19 protein-coding genes and 2 tRNA genes are annotated in these 19,488 nt (G+C 42.8%); 16 read left to right on the top strand and 5 right to left on the bottom strand.

The genetic code is table 11. The annotated features are described in order from the left end of the window. Nucleotides 1-8 precede the first annotated feature (8 nt). The 7 genes from FC51_RS02380 (at nt 9) to FC51_RS02350 (ending at nt 7,201) form a co-directional block, all read left to right on the top strand. Complete coding sequence (locus FC51_RS02380) at nt 9-725, top strand: CPBP family intramembrane glutamic endopeptidase (protein WP_057910480.1); 717 nt, start codon at nt 9-11, stop codon at nt 723-725. 20 nt (nt 726-745) lie between these two features. Next, nucleotides 746-1,855, top strand: a complete 1,110-nt coding sequence (locus FC51_RS02375) for a DmpA family aminopeptidase (protein ID WP_057910479.1) — start codon at nt 746-748, stop codon at nt 1,853-1,855. Then, nucleotides 1,852-2,403 (top strand): C39 family peptidase, encoded by a 552-nt coding sequence (locus FC51_RS02370; protein ID WP_057910478.1) that lies wholly within the window; start codon nt 1,852-1,854, stop codon nt 2,401-2,403. Before FC51_RS02375 ends, FC51_RS02370 begins: the two co-directional genes overlap by 4 nt. 139 nt (nt 2,404-2,542) lie before the next feature. Next, the gene (locus FC51_RS02365) at nt 2,543-4,162 is read left to right on the top strand and encodes a peptide ABC transporter substrate-binding protein (RefSeq protein ID WP_057910477.1); all 1,620 of its coding nucleotides are present in this window, start codon (nt 2,543-2,545) and stop codon (nt 4,160-4,162) included. 25 nt (nt 4,163-4,187) lie between these two features. Beyond that, the gene (locus FC51_RS02360; protein WP_057910476.1) at nt 4,188-5,264 is read left to right on the top strand and encodes a dipeptide epimerase; all 1,077 of its coding nucleotides are present in this window, start codon (nt 4,188-4,190) and stop codon (nt 5,262-5,264) included. A gap of 291 nt (nt 5,265-5,555) precedes the next feature. After that, nucleotides 5,556-6,446 carry a C40 family peptidase gene (locus FC51_RS02355; RefSeq protein ID WP_057910475.1) on the top strand — a complete coding sequence of 297 codons (891 nt, stop codon included), beginning with the start codon at nt 5,556-5,558 and terminating at the stop codon, nt 6,444-6,446. Next, nucleotides 6,443-7,201, top strand: coding sequence for a serine hydrolase (locus FC51_RS02350; protein WP_057911136.1), 759 nt, complete (start codon nt 6,443-6,445; stop codon nt 7,199-7,201). The genes FC51_RS02355 and FC51_RS02350 overlap by 4 nt, the downstream gene beginning before the upstream one ends. A 232-nt stretch (nt 7,202-7,433) precedes the next feature. Here FC51_RS02350 and FC51_RS02345 read toward each other — a convergent pair whose 3' ends face one another. Then, on the bottom strand, nt 7,434-7,883 hold the full coding sequence (locus FC51_RS02345) for a MarR family winged helix-turn-helix transcriptional regulator (RefSeq protein ID WP_057910473.1): 450 nt from the start codon (nt 7,881-7,883) through the stop codon (nt 7,434-7,436). Between the two features lie 183 nt (nt 7,884-8,066). On the opposite strand from FC51_RS02345, the gene FC51_RS02340 reads away from it, so the two are divergent. The 3 genes from FC51_RS02340 (at nt 8,067) to FC51_RS02330 (ending at nt 9,517) form a co-directional block, all read left to right on the top strand. After that, entirely contained in the window at nt 8,067-8,765 is a 699-nt protein-coding gene (locus tag FC51_RS02340; RefSeq protein ID WP_057910472.1) for a DUF2238 domain-containing protein, read from the top strand. Between the two features lie 21 nt (nt 8,766-8,786). Beyond that, nucleotides 8,787-8,870, top strand: a tRNA-Leu gene (locus FC51_RS02335). A 209-nt stretch (nt 8,871-9,079) separates the two neighbouring features. Then, nucleotides 9,080-9,517 carry a hypothetical protein gene (locus FC51_RS02330; protein WP_057911135.1) on the top strand — a complete coding sequence of 146 codons (438 nt, stop codon included), beginning with the start codon at nt 9,080-9,082 and terminating at the stop codon, nt 9,515-9,517. Between the two features lie 365 nt (nt 9,518-9,882). On the opposite strand, the gene FC51_RS02320 is transcribed toward FC51_RS02330, so the two are convergent. Both FC51_RS02320 and FC51_RS12240 read right to left on the bottom strand, forming a co-directional pair. Further along, nucleotides 9,883-11,760, bottom strand: coding sequence for a S53 family peptidase (locus FC51_RS02320; protein ID WP_057910469.1), 1,878 nt, complete (start codon nt 11,758-11,760; stop codon nt 9,883-9,885). Between the two features lie 77 nt (nt 11,761-11,837). After that, complete coding sequence (locus FC51_RS12240; protein WP_155519314.1) at nt 11,838-11,999, bottom strand: hypothetical protein; 162 nt, start codon at nt 11,997-11,999, stop codon at nt 11,838-11,840. 343 nt (nt 12,000-12,342) lie between these two features. Between FC51_RS12240 and FC51_RS02310 the strand changes: the two genes are divergently transcribed. After that, nucleotides 12,343-12,783, top strand: coding sequence for a universal stress protein (locus tag FC51_RS02310; RefSeq protein ID WP_057910467.1), 441 nt, complete (start codon nt 12,343-12,345; stop codon nt 12,781-12,783). A gap of 75 nt (nt 12,784-12,858) precedes the next feature. Here FC51_RS02310 and FC51_RS02305 read toward each other — a convergent pair whose 3' ends face one another. After that, entirely contained in the window at nt 12,859-13,092 is a 234-nt protein-coding gene (locus FC51_RS02305) for a hypothetical protein (RefSeq protein ID WP_057910466.1), read from the bottom strand. A 214-nt stretch (nt 13,093-13,306) separates the two neighbouring features. Here FC51_RS02305 and asnB point away from each other — a divergent pair, with 214 nt between their 5' ends. From asnB to FC51_RS02285, 4 genes are read left to right on the top strand one after another with little or no spacing between them, the layout of a single operon-like run. Further along, nucleotides 13,307-15,187 carry an asparagine synthase (glutamine-hydrolyzing) gene (gene asnB / locus FC51_RS02300; RefSeq protein ID WP_057910465.1) on the top strand — a complete coding sequence of 627 codons (1,881 nt, stop codon included), beginning with the start codon at nt 13,307-13,309 and terminating at the stop codon, nt 15,185-15,187. 9 nt (nt 15,188-15,196) lie between these two features. Further along, nucleotides 15,197-16,753, top strand: a complete 1,557-nt coding sequence (locus FC51_RS02295; protein WP_057910464.1) for a UDP-N-acetylmuramoyl-L-alanyl-D-glutamate--2,6-diaminopimelate ligase — start codon at nt 15,197-15,199, stop codon at nt 16,751-16,753. A 3-nt stretch (nt 16,754-16,756) separates the two neighbouring features. Next, complete coding sequence (locus FC51_RS02290) at nt 16,757-18,007, top strand: carboxylate--amine ligase (protein WP_057910463.1); 1,251 nt, start codon at nt 16,757-16,759, stop codon at nt 18,005-18,007. 12 nt (nt 18,008-18,019) lie between these two features. Next, nucleotides 18,020-18,736: an aspartate/glutamate racemase family protein gene (locus FC51_RS02285; protein WP_057910462.1), complete on the top strand. Its 717-nt coding sequence runs from the start codon at nt 18,020-18,022 to the stop codon at nt 18,734-18,736. Nucleotides 18,737-18,744: 8 nt separating this feature from the next. Here the strand turns inward: FC51_RS02285 and FC51_RS02280 are convergent, their stop codons facing one another. Beyond that, entirely contained in the window at nt 18,745-19,083 is a 339-nt protein-coding gene (locus FC51_RS02280; RefSeq protein ID WP_057910461.1) for a YisL family protein, read from the bottom strand. Nucleotides 19,084-19,209: 126 nt separating this feature from the next. Between FC51_RS02280 and FC51_RS02275 the strand changes: the two genes are divergently transcribed. After that, nucleotides 19,210-19,280: transfer RNA gene (locus tag FC51_RS02275), tRNA-Gly, on the top strand. Nucleotides 19,281-19,488 lie beyond the last annotated feature (208 nt).

The raw sequence follows: 19,488 nt of genomic DNA, 5'->3' as shown, positions 1-19,488 counted from the left end.
GATTTTGTATGAAAAATACCGAAAAATTAACGTTTGGTGACTATTTTGAACGTTTAATGATTTTTTTTGCCTTGATCATTTTGGTCGGCGTCGTTCAGCTTCCATTGATGGTTATTGTTTCAGGAAAATTATCCAATTTAGCAAATTATGTGGTTGGGATCGGCTACATTTTAGGGTTTGTCGTTGCGATTTGGTTGGCTCAATACGCTTACCGTAAATACGGTCGGCCTGAAAGAAAGCCGCTGACTGGCAATAACGTGAAACAAATCGTTATTTTCTGGGTAGCCTTTATTATTCTTGAAATGGTTTTGGGAAACCTTAACAAAGTGGTCTACCACGTTACCCAGACTGACAATAACCAGGAAATTCAAACGATTTTATCGAGTAATCATTTAAGTCTCATTTTGATGGGATTTACGGCCATCTTTTGTTCACCAATTTTAGAGGAAACCATTTTTCGGGGCTTTTTGGTGGATGCCTTTTTCAGTTCAACCAGCAAATGGGCACCGATCATCGTCAGTGGCGCCGTTTTTTCAATGATGCATATGGATCCAAACTGGGCCCATTTTAACGTCATCAGTTTTTTGACGTATGCCATTTTAGGTGGAATGCTTGCATATTTGTATGTAACAACTCGCAATCTGAAAGTTTCGATTGGGCTGCATTTCCTGAATAATTTGGTCGCTGTGGGAGCAATGATTTTTTCGATCTTTTCTATACAATAAATCTGGAAGGATGATCATTCATGGGACTAACAGTTGATTTACACAATGATGTTTCACAACGGGTAAAAGGGCCACGTAATCTCATTACCGACGTTTCCGGCGTTAAGGTTGGTCAAACAACCGTTGATGAGGGCGATGTTCACAGCGGGGTGACCACAATCTTTCCTCACACCGGCAATTTATTTCGCCACAAGGTGCCCGCAGCCGCTTATGTCATTAACGGATTTGGCAAGAGCGTCGGCCTGGTTCAAATTGATGAACTGGGAACGCTCGAAACGCCGATCGTCATGACCAACACGTTTGGCGTTGGAACGGCGGTGAACGCACTCACCAAGTGGATGTTGAAAGACAATCCAGAAATTGGGGATACCACCAGTACTGTCAATCCAGTGGTGGCTGAGTGTAATGACGGCGATGTTTCAAATATTCGAAAAATGCGGATTACCGAAGACGATGTCAATCGCACGTTGAATGATGCTGGTGAAACCTTTGAAGAGGGCGCTGTCGGCAGTGGCCGGGGGATGATGTGTTATGACCTCAAGGGTGGCATTGGCTCCGCTTCTCGGGTCGTAACCGTTGATGACAAACATCAATATACGGTTGGGGCGTTAGTCATGACTAATTATGGCTATCTGACCGATTTGATTGTCAACGGTATGCCAATTGGCGAACCACTGGCAAAATTATTGGCAGAAACGAAGAAAAAAGAAGAAAAGGGTTCCATCATCACTGTATTGGCCACAGATGCTCCCCTGAACGCCCGCCAACTCAAACGAATGGCAAAGCGGGCAACTGTCGGAATTAACCGGACTGGCGGCTATATTGGCAATGGCAGCGGTGAAATTGTATTCGCCTTTTCAACTGCCAATCAAGTTGATCACTTTCCGACAACTGATTTTGATACGGTCACCCGCTTCAACGATAACAAGATTGATTTATTTTTCCGCGCCACCGCTGCAGCCGTTGACGAATCAGTTTTAAGCTCGATGGTGCATGCTGAATCAGTCGTGGATCGTAAGGGCCGTTTGCGCCTGAATTTAACTGACGCCTGTGAGCAGTTAGTCGCTCAACAACCGCAATATCAAGAAATGGTGTCAAAGGTTCTGACTGATCTTGGGGTGATTAAATGAGTCGGAAAATTTTACTCGGTGCCGAAAATATTCAACAACTTTCTTGGGGCGCTAATAATGGTTGTGAGGCAGCCAGCTTACTAGAAGGTCTCCATTACCAGCACCATGCATTAAATATGAGTTATGGCCAGTTCCTACTGGATATGCCGATTAGTTCAAATGCAAATCCCTATGAAGGCTTCGGCGGCTCTCCATTCAAGAATCAGCCGGGTGACTTTGAAGCGATATTTGTCCGGCCATTGATGCGGTGGGGCAGTCGTTACGGACGTTTACAAAATTTGTCTGGCGCAAATCCCAGCTGGTTGTATGACGCCGTTGGCCGGGGCAATCCGGTAGTGACCTTTGTGACCGTTCATTTTGAAGAACCGCAGTGGGAAGATTACCCATTTGGGCGGGTTCCGGTAAATAACCATGCAGTCTTATTGGATGGCATTGCTGACGGTCAAGTTCACGTCAGTGACCCGATTGACGGAACCTACTGGTTATCTTCCGACAAATTTGAACGCATCTACCTTGCCCGCCGGATGGCGATTGCCGTTTTTCAGTAAAATCACATTTAAAATCGCATACGAGGACAGGCTTTCTGGAATCAATATTAGAAAAAGCCTGTTTTTTTTACATATTTATGCTAAATTAGAACCAAGATGAGTTTTTTCTAATCTTACATATCATTGAGGAGTGATTTATATGCATTTATCTCGTAGTGTTGCCGCACTTGCAGGTGTGGCCAGTATCGCATTGATTTTGGCCGGTTGTGGAAACAAATCGGGTCAGGCAAAGAAGACAATCACCACGTCAACCGATTCTGAATTGACAACTGTTGATCCTTCAAAGACCACTGCTGTTGGCACTTTCAACGTATTAAACAACGTTGACGAAGGCTTAGTCCGGTTGGGTAAGGATAGTAAGGTGACCCCGGGAATTGCCAAATCTTGGACAGTTTCTAAAGATGGTAAGACCTACACATATAATCTGCGTAAGGGCGCTAAATGGAGCAATGGTGATCCAGTGACCGCCCAAGACTTTGTTTATTCTTGGCGCAGAACGTTGAATCCGAAGACTGCCTCACAATATGGGTATCTGTTCTCAGGAATTAAGAATGCCGATAAGATTCAAAATAAAAAGGCAACTGTGAACTCCTTGGGAATTAAAGCTGACGGTAATTATAAATTAACCGTTAATCTTGAACAGCGGATTCCATACTTTAACTTGCTGATGGGCTTCCCGGTATTCTTCCCACAGGACTCCAAAACCGTCACCAAGTATGGCAATGACTATGGAACTTCAGCCAAAACCCAAGTATATAACGGACCGTTTACTTTGACTGGCTGGACTGGGACTAACAACAAATGGACATTGAAGAAAAATACCCATTACTGGGATAAAAAGGCTGTTAAGTTAGACTCCGTTAAATTTAGTGTTCAACCAGACACATCAACCTCTTTGAACCTGTACAATCAAGGCAAGCTTGATATGTCGCAATTATCTGCTACACAAGCAAAGCAAATGGGTAACAAGAAGGACATGATTTCTCGAAAGCAATCGTCGAATTACTACATTGCCTTTAACCAGAAGAAGAAAGTTTTCAAGAATTTGAAGATTCGTCAGGCAATGTCGATGATCATCAACCGCAAGACATTAGCCAACAAGGTTATGGGTGGCGGTGCCATTGATAACCGAAGCTTTGTATCTGAAGGACTTGCTGTTTCTCCTAAGAATGGCACTGATTTTACCAAGGATACGACGGCACCTGCATCAATGAACTACAATCCAACTGAAGCTAAACAATTGTTCAAGCAGGGCTTACAAGAAGAAGGGTTGACCTCACTTCACTTTACCCTGTTGAACTCAGATGGTAGTGACCAAAAACAATTAAGCGAGTATCTGCAAAGTGCTTTACAAAAATTGCCTGGATTAAAAGTCACACTCAACAACATTCCGGGTCGTTCAATCTTGTCACGTCAAGCCAGTGGTCAGTTTACCGTAACGGTTGCCAACTGGTTCGCTGACTTCTCGGATCCAATTACATTCCTGAACATCTTGACTTCAAACAACCCAAGCAACATTTCCGGTTGGAAGAACAGCGAATACGATAAGCTGATTAAAGCAAGTAATGCCGATGATGGCAGCAATGCCAATGCCCGTTGGGATGACATGGTCAAAGCGCAGAACTTGGCATTAAAGGACCAGGCAATCATTCCACTTTATCAATCAGGTGAAAAATGGATGGTTAATTCTAAAGTTAAGGGTGTTATTTATAACACTGCCGGCGCCAACTACAACTTTAAAGACGCTTATGTTAAATAATTTTGAAAAGTAGGAGTGACTGTTCGTGCAACCAATCATTAAACAAATTGACATCCAATCGGCAGCCGTGCCGTTGAAACGGCCGTTTAAGACCGCTTTAAGAACCGTGACGACTGCCCAAACGTTGATTGTCAAAGTGGCGACTGATGATGGTCGAATTGGGTATGGTGAGGCGGCGCCGACACCTGTGATTACCGGAGATACACTCGCCAGCATCCAAGACGCCGTCAAGAACGTGATTGGGCCCAAGATTATCGGTAAATCACTGGCAAATCCAGACGATATTAAAGCAACGATTGATCAGTCGATGGTTCATAATTCGAGCCCCAAAGCTGCCCTGAATATCGCGGTCAATGATCTGTTGGCGCAATTGTATGGTGTGCCGTTATATCAACTACTTGGGGGTCACCGTGATCGGATCCAGACCGACTATACGGTCAGTGTTGGCACAATTGCGGATATGATCGACCAGGCAAATGATTTGATTTCAAAGGGATTCGATACTTTGAAAATTAAAGTGGGGGATGACTCCGAAGAAAACGATCTTCAAAAAATTGTCGCAATCCGAAAAGCCGTTGGCCCAGCAATTCATCTGCGACTTGATGCTAACCAGGGATGGCACCCCAAGCAGGCCGTTGCCGTCATCAATCGGATGGCAGATTTGGGATTGGATATTCAATTGGTTGAACAGCCGGTTTTAGCGGCTGATTTCGAAGGGATGGCGCATGTAACTGCCAATACTTCGACGATGATCATGGCAGACGAAAGTATTTTCTCTGTTGAAGACGCTGCTCGAATCATCGCGATGCATGGCTGTGATATTATCAACCTGAAGCTGATGAAGGCCGGCGGTATCGATAATGCGCTGAAAATCAACACCTTAGCGGAAGCAGCAGGGATTTCCTGCATGGTCGGCAGCATGATTGAATCGTCGGTTTCCGTTACAGCAGCGGCGCACCTTGCTGCCGCGAAGCGCAACATTCAATATGTCGACCTTGATGCATCGATGATGTTTACAAGCAATCCGGTATCTGGTGGGATCAGTTATCAAAAAAATGAAATTACCTTGCCTAATGTACCAGGATTGGGATTTAAAAAATAATCGGATAGGGGCTGGTCGAAAGTATGAATTTTTGACTCAGCCCTTTTCTGGTGATTCGATGTACCTTAGTTGAAGCGTGCGAAAAAAGCTGAATCCAGCCGTTTAAGCCCGGCAATCAATCATTCCAAGCCAAGGAATAATCGATTGCCGGGCTTAAATTCTAGGTTCAAAACGCCTTTTTCCCACGCTCTTCTATTTTTGTCTGAAACGACGTCTTCTCTAGCGAAAGGGTTATAATATATGTATACTTATAGTTAGTGTTACGATAAAAAAACGAATGGAGGTGCCCAGATGGAAACAAGACGTGTCAAAGTTCCGGTCGCAACTATCTGGAAATCTAAAGAGTCACCCAGAAAGGTTGACGAGCCTGCCTTAAATGGGGATGTCAAAACCTGGGTGGAACAAATGAGCGATCAGCAATCCGTTGATTTGTCGGAGGATGATTTGCTTGAAACTCAAGCTTTATTCAACGATGAAGTGATTATTGATCATATCGAAGGCGACTGGGCAAAAGTCTACGTTGCAAGTCAACGCGACGATTCTGACTCGAGAGGATATCCTGGTTGGGTACCGGTTAAACTCTTAAGTGAGAGCGCAATTACTTACCCACCGGTCACTTCAATTGTCCGAATTGCCGTTCGAACCGCTAACTTGTATGATGAAAATAAGCAGCCGGTTCTTGAGATGAGTTTGGGAACGGTTTTGCCACAAACCGGAACTGAGGGTGACATGATTGAAGTTGTGACACCTTTAGGGAAGGGGTATATTGATCAATCAGCTGCCATTCTGCCGTTTGCGGGTACCAATGCTGGCGAAACCATGGTTGAAATGGCCCGTCAATTTTTGGGCGAGCGTTATCTGTGGGGCGGTACCAGCTCCTATGGATTTGACTGCTCGGGATTTGCCTACACTTTGCACCGGGTACTTGGATTTGATATTCCACGGGATGCGGATGATCAGCAGGAAAATGGCTTGCCGCTTGCACCTGAAGAAATCCTGCCTGGAGACCTGGTCTTCTTTGCTTATGATCACGGTACCGGGTATGTCCACCACGTTGGGATGTACATTGGCAATGGTCAAATGATTGAATCTCGAACGCCAGGGGCCAAAGTCGATATCGCTGAATTGACTGAAATGAAGTTTGCTTCCGAGTTTGCTGGATTTAGGAGATATTGGCGATGAGTGACAATCTTCAAAATCAAATTGAACAAATATTGACGGGCAGTGACTTTAGCTACGGACTCTTGGTCCAATCCGGGGATCAAACATTGGTGGCCCATAACGCTGACGATCAATTTCCATCGGCTTCGTTAATTAAGCTCGGCGTGTTAAATGCCGTACTGGACCAACAGCTTGATCTGGAGCAGGAAGTGACCGTTGATCCAGATAAGTTTGTTGGTGGTGCTGGCGTTCTGCAGTTACTGTCTCAGACCAAGTGGCGGCTTAAAGATTTGCTGGCCTTGATGATTAGTGTATCGGATAATGCTGCCAGCAATTTTGTCATTTCACAGGTTGGTATGGATAACATCCAACAGTACCTGAAGAAACAAGGTTTCAAAGAGACTCTGCTGCAACGTTATTTGATGGATGGTCACGCACTTGCAATGGGACTTGATAATTACACCAGCGCAAGCGATAGTATCCGATTATTGAAAATGGCCTTGGACCATGGCCAGCCAGTTGCCAACTGGTTTAAAAATCAACAGTTCCGTGGCAAGTTACCCGCTAATTTCGATGAATCCGGAGTATATATTGCAGTATACAATAAGACTGGTGAAGGCAATTTAGTCGATCATGACGTTGCTAAATTTGTATATAGCAATCACTCGGTTTACGTCGCACTTTTGACGTCCGGGTCACTGAATCGAATGCAAACACTTTATAAATTTAACCAGGTCGGACAAGTAATTGCTGACTGGTTGGAAAATCAAGGATAAAAGAGTGGGACAACCGGCGTTTTGACCCCACAATTTAAGCCCAGCAATCGATTATTCCTGGTTTTGGAATGATTGATTGCTGGGCTTAAATGTTCGGGATCGGTCGATTGCCAAGTAGGCTAGGTAGGCTTTCAGCCGGCCGTTGTCCCACATTTTTGCTAGGTAATATGGAATTGCCGGAAAGAATTTAGGACAAGACCTTTAGCTTTGTCCCAACCCCTTTGTTGATTAATTAAACCTCATGATTGTACTGATCCAACTTCTCTTCGATTGTCTGCATCGTTTGTGAGCAGGCATCTTTTTCTTCTTCAGTCAGCCCTAAGACTTCAAAGCAGCTGTTAACCCGTTTGAAAACTTCTCGCTTATTGTGGGTTGCATCATCTGTCAAATTAATAATGACGGTGCGTTCATCGGCTTCGCTTCTGCTTCTCGTGATCCAACCGTGGCTTTCCAGTCGCTTTAAAAGTGGCGTCAATGTGCCACTGTCCAAGTGGAGATATTCACCTAATTGTTTAACAGAGAGCGGCGCGTATTGCCATAATGTTAACATCGCAATATACTGTGGGTAGGTTAAGTCAAATGGTCTCAAGGCTTCTTGATAAAAATGATTGAATTTCTTGTTGGTTGAGTAAACTTGAAAACAGAGTTGCTCATCTAAATGGATCGGTTGTATTTTTTGCATATTCTTACTCCTATGAATTGAAAGCGAGACAAGATTTAATTATCCGCAGACGATGGCTTAGTCGATTAACATGTTATAGTTTATGTTATTATTGTAATGGATTGAGATTTAAAAGCAAGGCTTAACATATCGGAACAATTTAATTGTGAGCAATTAGATTGTCAAAAAAGGGGATTGTTACATATGAAAATCGGGAAGATTAGATTTAGCACATGGTTATTTTTTATCACTGTGATAGCGATGGTTGGCTACATTGGCTACTACGGCTACTGGTATATGAAGGGTCAGCCGAAGTTTCATAGTCAGTTACTATTATTGATAGAAGTGTTTGTTGGCATCATCATTGCTTGTTTACCATTTGTGATCGAAAAAATCGGTTATTTTTATTTCCCACAAATCGAATTAATTTTCTTCTATATTTTCTTATTTATGTCAATTTTCTTGGGGTCTGGACTTCAGTTCTATAGTGTTCCATTCTGGGATAAGTATGAACACGTTCTTTCAGCAATGATGCTTGCCGGATTGGGTTTTTCAATTTTTCAAGGACTACTCAGTGCACGTGATAACGCACGTAACAAGCCGTTTTTGATGAGCCTGTTTGCCTTTACCTTTGGCAGCACTTGTGGCGTTTTTTGGGAAATGTATGAGTTTACCGCCGATGGTCTTGGTGGACTAAATTTGCAGCGGTATGAAGAAGCGGGCCGAATGTTAGTTGGCCGAGCAGCCTTAATGGACACGATGACTGATTTGATCGCTGATTTGGCCGGTGCATTCTTGATGGCTTTGATCGGTTATTTAATGATGAAAAACGATCCAAGTTCCAGTCGTCACCTCGTTTTTAAATCAAAACGACAAAACTTCTTTTCAAGTTACTATTTTTAGTGTAAAATAAAACATGTTGTTGCCCTCGTGGCGGAACTGGCAGACGCGCAGCGTTCAGGTCGCTGTTTGAGCAATCAAGTACAGGTTCGAATCCTGCCGAGGGCATAATCGCGGTAAATCATTGATTCCGCATATTTGTTAATGTGATGCCTCCAATCTCTTTAGATGAGAGATTGGAGGCATTTTTTGTTTTTTAAAAAACCGATGTTTTATATTGCATACTTCGCTGTAACGTAGTAGTATTTTAAAACATAAAGTTGCGACACACCGTTAACTTCGTTATTATTTAACAGTAAATTCATGGAGGAAAAACAATGCACACAATTGATGACTTTCTAAAGTATTCGGATCTCACCCGTTATGACATTGCTAAAATTAGTGGTATCAGCGAAACAACATTGGCTGATGCTAACCAGCGCCCAGTTAATAAGATGACCGTTAAAGTAGTTCAAGCAATCGCCATGGGGGTTGGTATGACTCCTGGTCGAACACTTGATGAACTGCTAAGGGTTGAGGGGAATCCGATCATGCAGTTTATACAAGCACATCCTTATATGAATCATGATTTAGTCAAAGAAGTTAAAGAATTTATGAGTGATGCCGCTGAAAAGGGGATTTTTGTAGAAAATCTCAATTTTGATCAATATTATAATCAGCCTGATACCAACGAACGGGCAGAGATCGCGCTGAGAAATAAGTTGTTAGATTTAAAAGATATGGTCAAACAAATGGAGGACAGCCAATCAGAATGAAAAAGGCGCCTACTGGGTGTCTGTTTCTTAAATGGGGTTATTTATTAACGCCAAATAAAGATTTTCCATTGTGATGACGTTCATAGATGAAGTGATCGTAGAGTCCTATCAAAATTAGGGCAATCACAACAGACCACATCCAATGCGAAACAATCCACAATCCAAGATCATAGATGATAGCAAATGGTAAGATTATCCAAATCCATTTGGTGAAGAATTTGTAACTTAATAAACAGAACAAAACAGCCGCTAGTAATAACATCGGTCTAATCTCCTTTAACCTCAATTGGGCATATAAAACCATCACCTTGTCCAACCAATAGCAAAAGCCCGCATCGTCCAGATGCGGGCTTTTGAAAATTCACTTACTTTTCAGATTGAAACTTACTGAATAATTTATCGAAATTAATGGTTCCTAGTCCAGTAGCCTGGTTGTACAGCTTCCCGGGTTGACCAGTGTAATACAAATTGTTGTTATTATCTGCGTCGTCCAGAACGTTAAACGGCGAATCGGATTCTGTGGCAAATTTGTAAATCTGTGGGTTCCAGAACCCGAGTGGGGTATCTCGGCCACTATTCATGACGGCGTTTGCGCCAGCCATTTGTGGTGAAACAAAACTGGTACCGCCATTAACACTCCAAAGTTTCAGGTAATGACTTGAAATTTTCTTCGTCTTTGAATTATAAGACAGGTTATCGCCGGAAACGTAAAGGGCATATCCAGTGTGATTATCTGCGTTGGCAGACACATCTGGGAAGTTTCTACCGGATCCGGTGCCAAAAATAATTTGCGGATCTTTTTGAACCAGGTAGCCACCATCCTTGTATTTCAAAAGATCAATTGCTCTAAACGTATTAACACCAGAAATACCCTGCTGATAGCGAGGGGTGGGATTCAAAATTGAAAAGCCACCACCGCTGCCGGCATAAGTGCTGGGCTTTGTTTTCGGATCACTATAGGCATCACCCCAAGCCCGCTCTTTATTCACAGTCACAATTTTACCGTCAATAATGCGCGTGTAAGGCAATGTGGTGCCCCCGGTAATCACTTGGTATGGGGAGGTTGAAAAGACGTGATTGAACTGTTTTGAAGGCAATTCACGCGGACCATAATCACCACTGGCTCGAAAGACGGTAATGCCTTCTGCAGCTGCTTGCTCAAGCATCAAGTTAAATGCATCGCTATATTGCTGCATTGAGGCACTGGCATTTTGTTCCCAGCGGCTTGCTAATTCAACGTTTGGTGCAAAGCTGGTAGTCAATTGCTTATCACGATCATCCGAGACGGCATTCATAAATGCAGTATAAAAAATCGAGGTGCTGGACGTGACATTCCCTAATGAAATGCCGATGTAGGCGTCGATGTTGGCACCCGGAGCAACTGCACCGGATTGATCGACATCTAGTGTTGATTCCATTTGAGGGGCACTGATTCCAAGCGAGAGCAACAGTTTTCCGGCTTTGGCGTTTTCAACCGGATAGATTTTGTTAACCCGGCTTGAGTCGGCATTAACGCCATTTTGATCCCAGTATTTGACAACGTCACTGGTTTTGAAATCATTCATCGTAATGACGCCGATGCGCTGCCCTTGACCAGTCAGCCCTTTGCTGTAAAGATTTGATAACTGATAACGATCAGCAAACTTCATTGCACCATATTTTTTGGCGAAGGTCGTTTTACTCAAATCAGTATTTGGCGGCGTTGAATCTTTGGGGATGGTGGGGGTCACGGACGTCTTTGCCTTATTGGCCTTTGGCTTGGTTGCGTAGACGCCGATGACACTAACCGTTTGGCTGGCAAGTTTCCCGGGTAGCTTGATTTTGGTTCGGTAGTCTTTTTTGCCGACTTTGACCCGTTTGGCATTGAATGCTTTAATCAAGTTTTGTCGGGTTCCCCAGACCTTCAACGCCAGGTTGCCGGGATAAGCAGACGATTTTAAATGGTATTGGCTCAAATAAGTTTGAAAGGCACTAATTTGTTCAGGTGTTCGTCCAAACTTTTCGGCGAATTGATCAGGTGTCAGATACTGATGAAAATTTGTGGACGTCGGATCAACCGTGTCGTAAACGTAGTCGGTCAAACCGGATGAACTTTGTGGTTTAAAGGCGATATTTGCGACGACTGTTTTTGACAATTCCACTTTTGGCAGTTTGTAACTGGTTGATTTTGCATTGACAACCAGACTGCCGCTCAATACGAGAACACCACTCAATAGGCTAAGTGCTAACTGTTTTCCCCTCATAAAGAATCACTTCTTCCATGAATTATGTGAACATTTTAATTATACCATTCTCTATTACAAACAGGTATTTCACGCCCCTAGTGGGGAAAAATCACGTTGTTAATGCCAAAAACATTCAAGCCGTAAAGAAAGGCGATCAGTGCGTTCACGATGGCCGAAATGACAATGATGTCATATCGAAATGTCGTGTTATACAGGGTAAACGACCAGCGGGTATACTTTTTGCCCTTGTACGTCAAAGACGCGACCACCAAAAAGAGGGTTGCCGCAACCTGGAGAATGAAACCAATCATGTAAATGGCAGTGCTGCCGAAGCTGCTTTGGAAAAAATAAAGCCCAACACACGCCAAATCAATCAAAATTGTTAAAAGTGGGATAGTTCATCAACCTTTCTTTATTATGAATGCTGTTATTATAACAAAGTTGCATTTTTAGTGATGGAAATTAGGCAGAAGATTGAAATCTATACATCTTTGTGATTAAAAATATATCTTTAGACTTATTAATTGCATTTTTCATATAAACGTCGCATTATAATGGTGTATGGACTAATGGATCCGCTTACATGAAAGGGTGATAATAATGTATGACAACATTTTAGTTCCACTGGACGGTAGTAGAAATGCCCAACAAGCACTCGAAGAGGCATGTAAATTAGCTAAGCAGTTCGATTCCAAATTAAGTTTGGTGACAGTTATCAACAACACCAACTTCTATTACGGCGCTGGTGCTGCCGGCATGCCACCAAGCATGTATGATGACCAGCACAAAGTTGCCGAAAATATCATTGATGAAGCAAAGAAATATGTTGACAGCCAGGGTGTCAAATACGAAACGGCTATCGACATCGGCAACCCAAAGAACATCATTGCTCACGTTTATCCGGATGAGCATGACGTTGATTTAATTGTCATTGGTAAATCTGGTGTGGATGCCATCAACCGTCTGTTGATTGGGTCCACCACCGCATTCGTTGTTCGAAATGCAACGACGAAGGTATTGGTTGTGAATACGAAAGGTTAATCATAGATGTACATGAAGAGGCTGAAACAAAAACCTAAGTGAGTTTTTGTTTCAGCCTCTTCTTTTTTTATAATATTAAATCCGATCCGAAATCTTATAAGGTTTCTGCACCGCATTTTTCTCATTATCATGACTGATGATGTCATCGGCCATAAAAATATCAAAATTTTGATTATCAACACCGTGCACGACTAATACGCGCTTATTGTGTTCTTTTTCTTTGTAAATCTGAGCAGTTTTAACTGCCTCATTGTGATCATGAAAGTTGCCAATTGAATCTCCTGGGTTGAAAAATACGATCTCATCCATTTGTATCTCTCCCTTCAAAACTTTTGTAATGCTAACTAAAGTATAACTTAAAATAATGGTAAAATAAAATTCGAAAGTGTTTTAATTTCCTGTTGTGCCTCTCTTGTTTAAGAAAGGTTTATACTACTGGTAGCGCAGTGTGTAATCTGATAAAATATAAAGCGTTATTAATTTCAAGGCTAACAAAGATAGATTTGAAAAAGGGGTATAAAATATGTGCGGATTTGTTGGTTACGTTAACCAAAAAGATGTTTCAGAAGGCACCATCAACAGCATGGCGGATCGGATTAAGCATCGTGGCCCCGACGACGAAGCTTATTTCTCCGACGACAATGTTTCGATGGGATTTCGCCGACTTTCAATCATTGATTTAGCACATGGCCGTCAGCCAATGTTTAATGCTGACCAAACTAAAGTACTGACTTTTAATGGTGAAATTTACAATTATAAAGAAATTCGCGAAGAACTACGCGATTTAGGCTACGTATTTAAGACGGACGTGGATTCAGAAGTCTTGGTTTATGGGTATGAAGAGTGGGGGCCAGCTTTACTTGACAAGCTTCGTGGCATGTTCGCATTTGTCATTTACGACAAGAAGAACAACGAAGTTTTTGGTGCCCGTGATCACTTTGGCATTAAGCCGCTTTATTACTATGATGACGGCGATACCTTCCTTTGGGGATCAGAAATCAAGGCATTTTTGGAGCACCCTAATTTCAAAAAGGAATTAAACCTCCAACTACTCCCAATTCACTTGAGTTTTGAGTTCATTCCATCTCGGGAAACCATGTTCAAACACGTTTACAAATTACTTCCGGGTCAATACTTCCTGCATAAGGACGGCAAGACCGAAACTCACCGTTATTACAAATTCAACTACGACAACATTGACAACAATCAAACTGTCGAAGGCGATGCTGACAAAATCGGCAAGCTGATTGATGATTCCGTGAAGGCACATATGATTGCCGATGTTGAAGTCGGTAGTTTCTTATCAAGTGGGATTGATTCAAGCTATGTTTTGAATGAAGCTGCCAAGCTCAAGCCAATCCAATCGTTTTCAATTGGCTTTCACCACTCGAAATACAGTGAGTTGGCTTGGTCGACTGAGTTTGCAAAAACGATTAATCAAAAAAACACCCCAATTTACATGAACGGGGATGACTACTTCGACTTCCTGCCAACAATGATGTATTACATGGATGAGCCGTTATCAAACCCGGCTGCAATTCAGTTGTACTATTTGTCGAAAGATACATCCAAACACGTTAAGGTTGCTTTGTCAGGTGAAGGCGCCGACGAGTTCTTTGGTGGTTATAACACTTATTTGGAAGCTATTCCGTTTGACCGTTATCAAAAATACGTTCCAAAGCCTGTTCGAAAAGGCCTAGCTGCGGTTGCCAAACGGATGCCTCGATTCCACGGGAAGCGGTTCCTGGTCCGTGGTGCTCAGCCATTGAGCGAACGATATTATCGTGTTAACTACGTCTTTAACTATGACGATCGCAACAAGGTCTTGAAGGATCCGTCAATCAACGTTGATTCTGGGGCCTACACGAAGCACATCTTTGATGATGTTGCGGGCAAAGATGAAATGACTCAAATGGAGTACTTCGATATCAACACTTGGCTGCCATTTGATATTCTTCACAAAGCAGACCGGATGAGTATGTGTAATTCGTTGGAAGTCCGTGTCCCATTTGTTGATAAAAAAGTGGCTGAGTTTGCTGAAACAATGCCTGTTCATACCCGAATTACCCCTGACGAAACCAAGATTGCTTTACGGACATCTGCAGAACGCGAAATGCCCAAGAAGACGGCTTTGAAAGAAAAGCTTGGTTTCCCATCTCCAATTGCTAGTTGGATTAACGATCCCAAGTATCACGAACGGATCGTACGGGCATTTCATTCCGATACTGCGCAAAAGTTCTTTAATATCAATGAGTTGGATCGTTTGTTAAAAGAGCATGCAGAAGGCAAGTCCAACATGCAGAAGATCTTTACAATTTATACGTTTATTCTTTGGTATCAGGTTTACTTCCCAGAGGACACCACCGAAGAGACTGTTAAGCTGGTTCACCGAACCCAAATTTAGAAATATGCAATGAAATGGAAGGTGCACAAATTGGCACAAATTACTGTTAATGAGATTTTAACATTGCTCAATGAGCATCATTTACTGCTCGACAGTCAATTTAGCAGCTTAAGTTACTCCTTTGATCAGATTGCATATAACTCGAAGTTGGTTACGGAGAACTGTCTGTTCTTTTGCAAGGGGAACTTTAAAGCGGCTTATTTGGATGATGCCCAACGTCGTGGTGCAAAGGCGTATATGTCTGAAACGGCTTATTCCAACGCTGAAATTCCTGGGATTATTGTTAACAATATCCAAAAAGCAATGTCGCTCGTAAGTGCGGCATTTTTTGGGTTTCCTCAAAATCAACTGCCAACAATTGCTTACACTGGTACGAAGGGCAAAACGACGTCGGCATACTTTACCAAAGCGATTTTGGACCGAACATATCAGCGAAAAGTCGCCTTATCATCGACGATTAACACAGTTGTTGGGTTGGAACAAAAAGACGTGGTCAAATCAAATTTGACGACCCCTGAATCGCTGGATCTGTTTACCAATATGCATCGAGCTGTGGAAAACGGCATGAATCATCTGGTGATGGAAGTTTCGTCGCAGGCGTACAAGAAAAACCGGGTCTATGGGCTTCATTACGACGTTGGCGTCTTCTTGAACATTTCTCCGGACCACATTGGCAGAAATGAACATCCAACCTTTGCCGATTATCTTCATTGCAAGGAACAGTTGTTGGTGAACTCGGATACGTGCGTGCTAAATGCTGACGGGACCCACTTAACTGATATTTATTACACCGCTAAGGCGACCACACAACCCGACAATATTTATATTTATGGTCGTCAGCGGGCCGATCAGGAAACTGATTACCCAATTGATTTTGACTATCGTTCAGTGGAAGATTCATTGACCGAAAACCAAATTGTGTTAACTGCAATCACTGAAAAAGCAAAGCGACTTGGAATTGACGGGGTTTATCGGATCGGAATTCCCGGCGATTACAACGAGGGCAATGCGGTTGCCTCGGCTATTACGAGTGCCTTAATGGGTGCCAAGCCAGCCGATGTCGCTTACGGATTAGCCCACACCACGGTTCCCGGTCGAATGGAAATTTACCAAACTCAATCTCACGGAACGATTTACGTGGATTATGCCCATAATTATGGCAGTTTACATTCGGTTCTCGACTTCTTGAAGAAGCAGGCGCCAAACGGTAAGGTCACTGTGATTACTGGAAGTACCGGTGACAAAGGGATCGATCGCCGCGAAGGATTGGGAAAAGCCATTAGTGAATCGGCCGATCAAGCCTATTTGACGACCGATGATCCCGCAACTGAAGATCCCAAAGCAATTGCGGCAGAAATCGCGGATCATATTGATCAAACGCGGGTTAACCTTGAATATATCGCCGATCGAAAAGCCGCAATTACAAAGGCGGTTACTGAAAGCAAAAAAGGTGATTTGGTGGTCGTTGCCGGCAAAGGGCATGACAACTATCAAAAAATTAACGGTCAAAATGTGCCGTATGAGGGCGATGCCACCATCGTTCAAAATCTTGTGAAAGGACTCTAATAAATGAAAAATCAAAAAGTTGATTTTACCCCAGTTTTATTGGGAAGTGATTTCAATGCCTACGGAATGGCCCGAAGTCTCTATGAGATTTATCGCCGGCCGGTTAAGGCGTACGCCCAAACCCAACTGGCACCTACTCGATTTACCAAAATTGTTGATTTGGAACTGATCCCCGGCTTTAGTGAGGATCCGGTATGGATCAACACGATGAAAAAGCTCAAGCAGCGTTATGCCGACCATGAAGAACCGGTTATTTTAATTGGTTGTGGGGATGGCTATGCCGAGTTAATTGCCAAGCACAAGGCCGAACTTGAAGACGTGTTCGTCTGTCCATATATTGATTATGACCTGCTTAAAAAGCTGAATGATAAAGAAAACTTTTATAAAATGTGCGATCAATACGATCTGCCATACCCGAAAACAAAAATTATTTCCAAAGCAATGTATGAATCCGGTGATGACATCGAGCAGCCATTTGGTTATCCCGTGGCATTGAAGCCGGCCAACAGCGTCGAATGGTTGGATATTCATTTTGAGGGACGTAAAAAGGCCTTTATCATTAAGAGTGAAGCCGAATTCAAGTCAGTCGTTGCCAAAAGTTACGATAACGGTTATACCTCAGACTTTATTTTGCAAGACTTCATCCCCGGTGATGACAGCAATATGCGGACGTTAAACGTCTATGTGGACCGTCATCACAAGGTTAAATTGATGTGCCTCGGCCATCCCTTACTGGAAGATCCTGCGCCCGCTGCGATCGGTAACTACGTGGCAATTATTCCGGAATTCGACCAGGATATCTATAACCGGGTTCAAACATTTCTTGAGGAAATCAATTTCCACGGATACGCCAATTTTGATATTAAATACGACACCCGGGACAACTCCTATAAGTTGTTTGAAATCAACCTCAGAACCGGCCGCAGCAGCTTTTTTGTCACACTTAACGGCCATCACTTGGCCGATTGGGTTGTTCAGGATTACGTCTTTGATTCACTCAACGATAAGCCAACGCTTTACGCAAACAAAGATCAAAGCCAATATTTCCTGTGGCTGGGTGTAACTCCCCAAATCTTTGAAAAATACGCCAAAGATAATGACAGTAAAAGACAAGCGATCCAAATGATCAGCGAAGGTCGTTATGGGGATACTTTCTGGTACGCAAAAGACAAGAATATCAAACGCTTTGCATTATATAAGTGGATGATGCACAATTATGCCAAGAGCTTTAAACGGTATTTTGTCGAAAAGTAAGGACTGATTGAAGTGAAAGACTTTTTTACGATCATTGGTGGAATGGGAACCGAAGCGACCGAAACGTTTATTCACATATTAAACGAACGAACGGAAGCGAAAAGTGACCAAGATTATTTGAATTATATTTTGGTTAATCACGCAACGATTCCTGACCGAACGGACTATATTCTCGATCATAGCAAGCCTAATCCGCTGGAACCTTTGGCTGCTGATATTAAGGAGCAAAGTCAGCTGCATCCGGATTTTTTTGCGATTCCCTGCAACACAGCACACTATTTTTTGAAGGAACTTCAGGCGTTAACGCCAATTCCGATTTTGAACATGCCAAAGGAAACGGTCAGTGCGATTAAAGAATACGCCCCCAATGCCAAACGGGTCGGTTTAATTGCCACCCAAGGGACGCTGCATGACCAAATTTATGATAACGAAATTATTAGTGCCGGTTATGAATTAGTGAAGCCGACTGAAAAAATTGCCGATCAGACCATGAGTTTGATTTATGATGATATCAAAGCCAAAAACTATGTCGATGAAGGTCTGTATCATTTAATCCTGTCTCAAATGGTTGAAACGCTCAAGGCGGACATCGTCATCTTGGGTTGCACTGAATTATCGGTTGCTCAGCAACGAGCGGGTGATCATGACTATCCGGTCATTGACGCGCAAACCGTTTTGGCCGATCGCTGCATTGCCCTGGCAAAGGAAAAACGCGGCCAAAATAAATAGCCAACTTATTAATAGTTGACCAGTGTTTGAACCCAAATCGCAAGCAGTGTCGCCAGCAATAGCCACCACATGAGCTTTGGACTGTAATTCACATCTTGTTTTCTGCCATACGCAGTTTCTGAAAGGGCAATGACACCCAAGGTAACAAGGGCACCAATTACCACCAGCAACGGGTGACGGTGAAATGAACGAAGCGAGATAACCACTTGGCTGATGACAATGATCCAGTAAAATAATCTGGCGATCATCATCGAGTCAATCACGTGTTTTTTGATTGACCGGGTGAGTCCCCAGATAAAATTAACGAACAAAATTGCCCAGCAGCTATAGTTTAGAATAATCCACATCCCAATCACCTCTTACTGTTAAGTATTATGAATTTTGATCAAAAAAGCAATCTTTTCTAAATTTCTTTAGAGATTACAAATCTTTATGACAAAGATAATTTAAAATGATATAATTGTTTTTGTTATGCGGGTATAGTTTAGTGGTAAAACACAAGCTTCCCAAGCTTGCGTCGCGGGTCCGATTCCCGTTACCCGCTTAGTGCCAGTTTGATAGGTACTAGGACTGACAATAATTGTTGACATCAACTGTGTTAACAAGTTATCATACACAATGAACATTATATTTATTCAATGATAAAAGAACAGTAGCTGGTTACTGAATAGACAGCGATTCCGGGAGGGTGTGAGCCGGAAAGTTCAGTCAGCGAAGCGCGCTTTTTAGAATAATAATTTAATACTTTGAGT

Source organism: Lentilactobacillus parabuchneri DSM 5707 = NBRC 107865, from assembly GCF_001435315.1.
Classification (GTDB): domain Bacteria; phylum Bacillota; class Bacilli; order Lactobacillales; family Lactobacillaceae; genus Lentilactobacillus; species Lentilactobacillus parabuchneri.
Note: the sequence above shows the minus strand (reverse complement) of the source record. Positions and strands in the feature narration are given on the sequence as shown.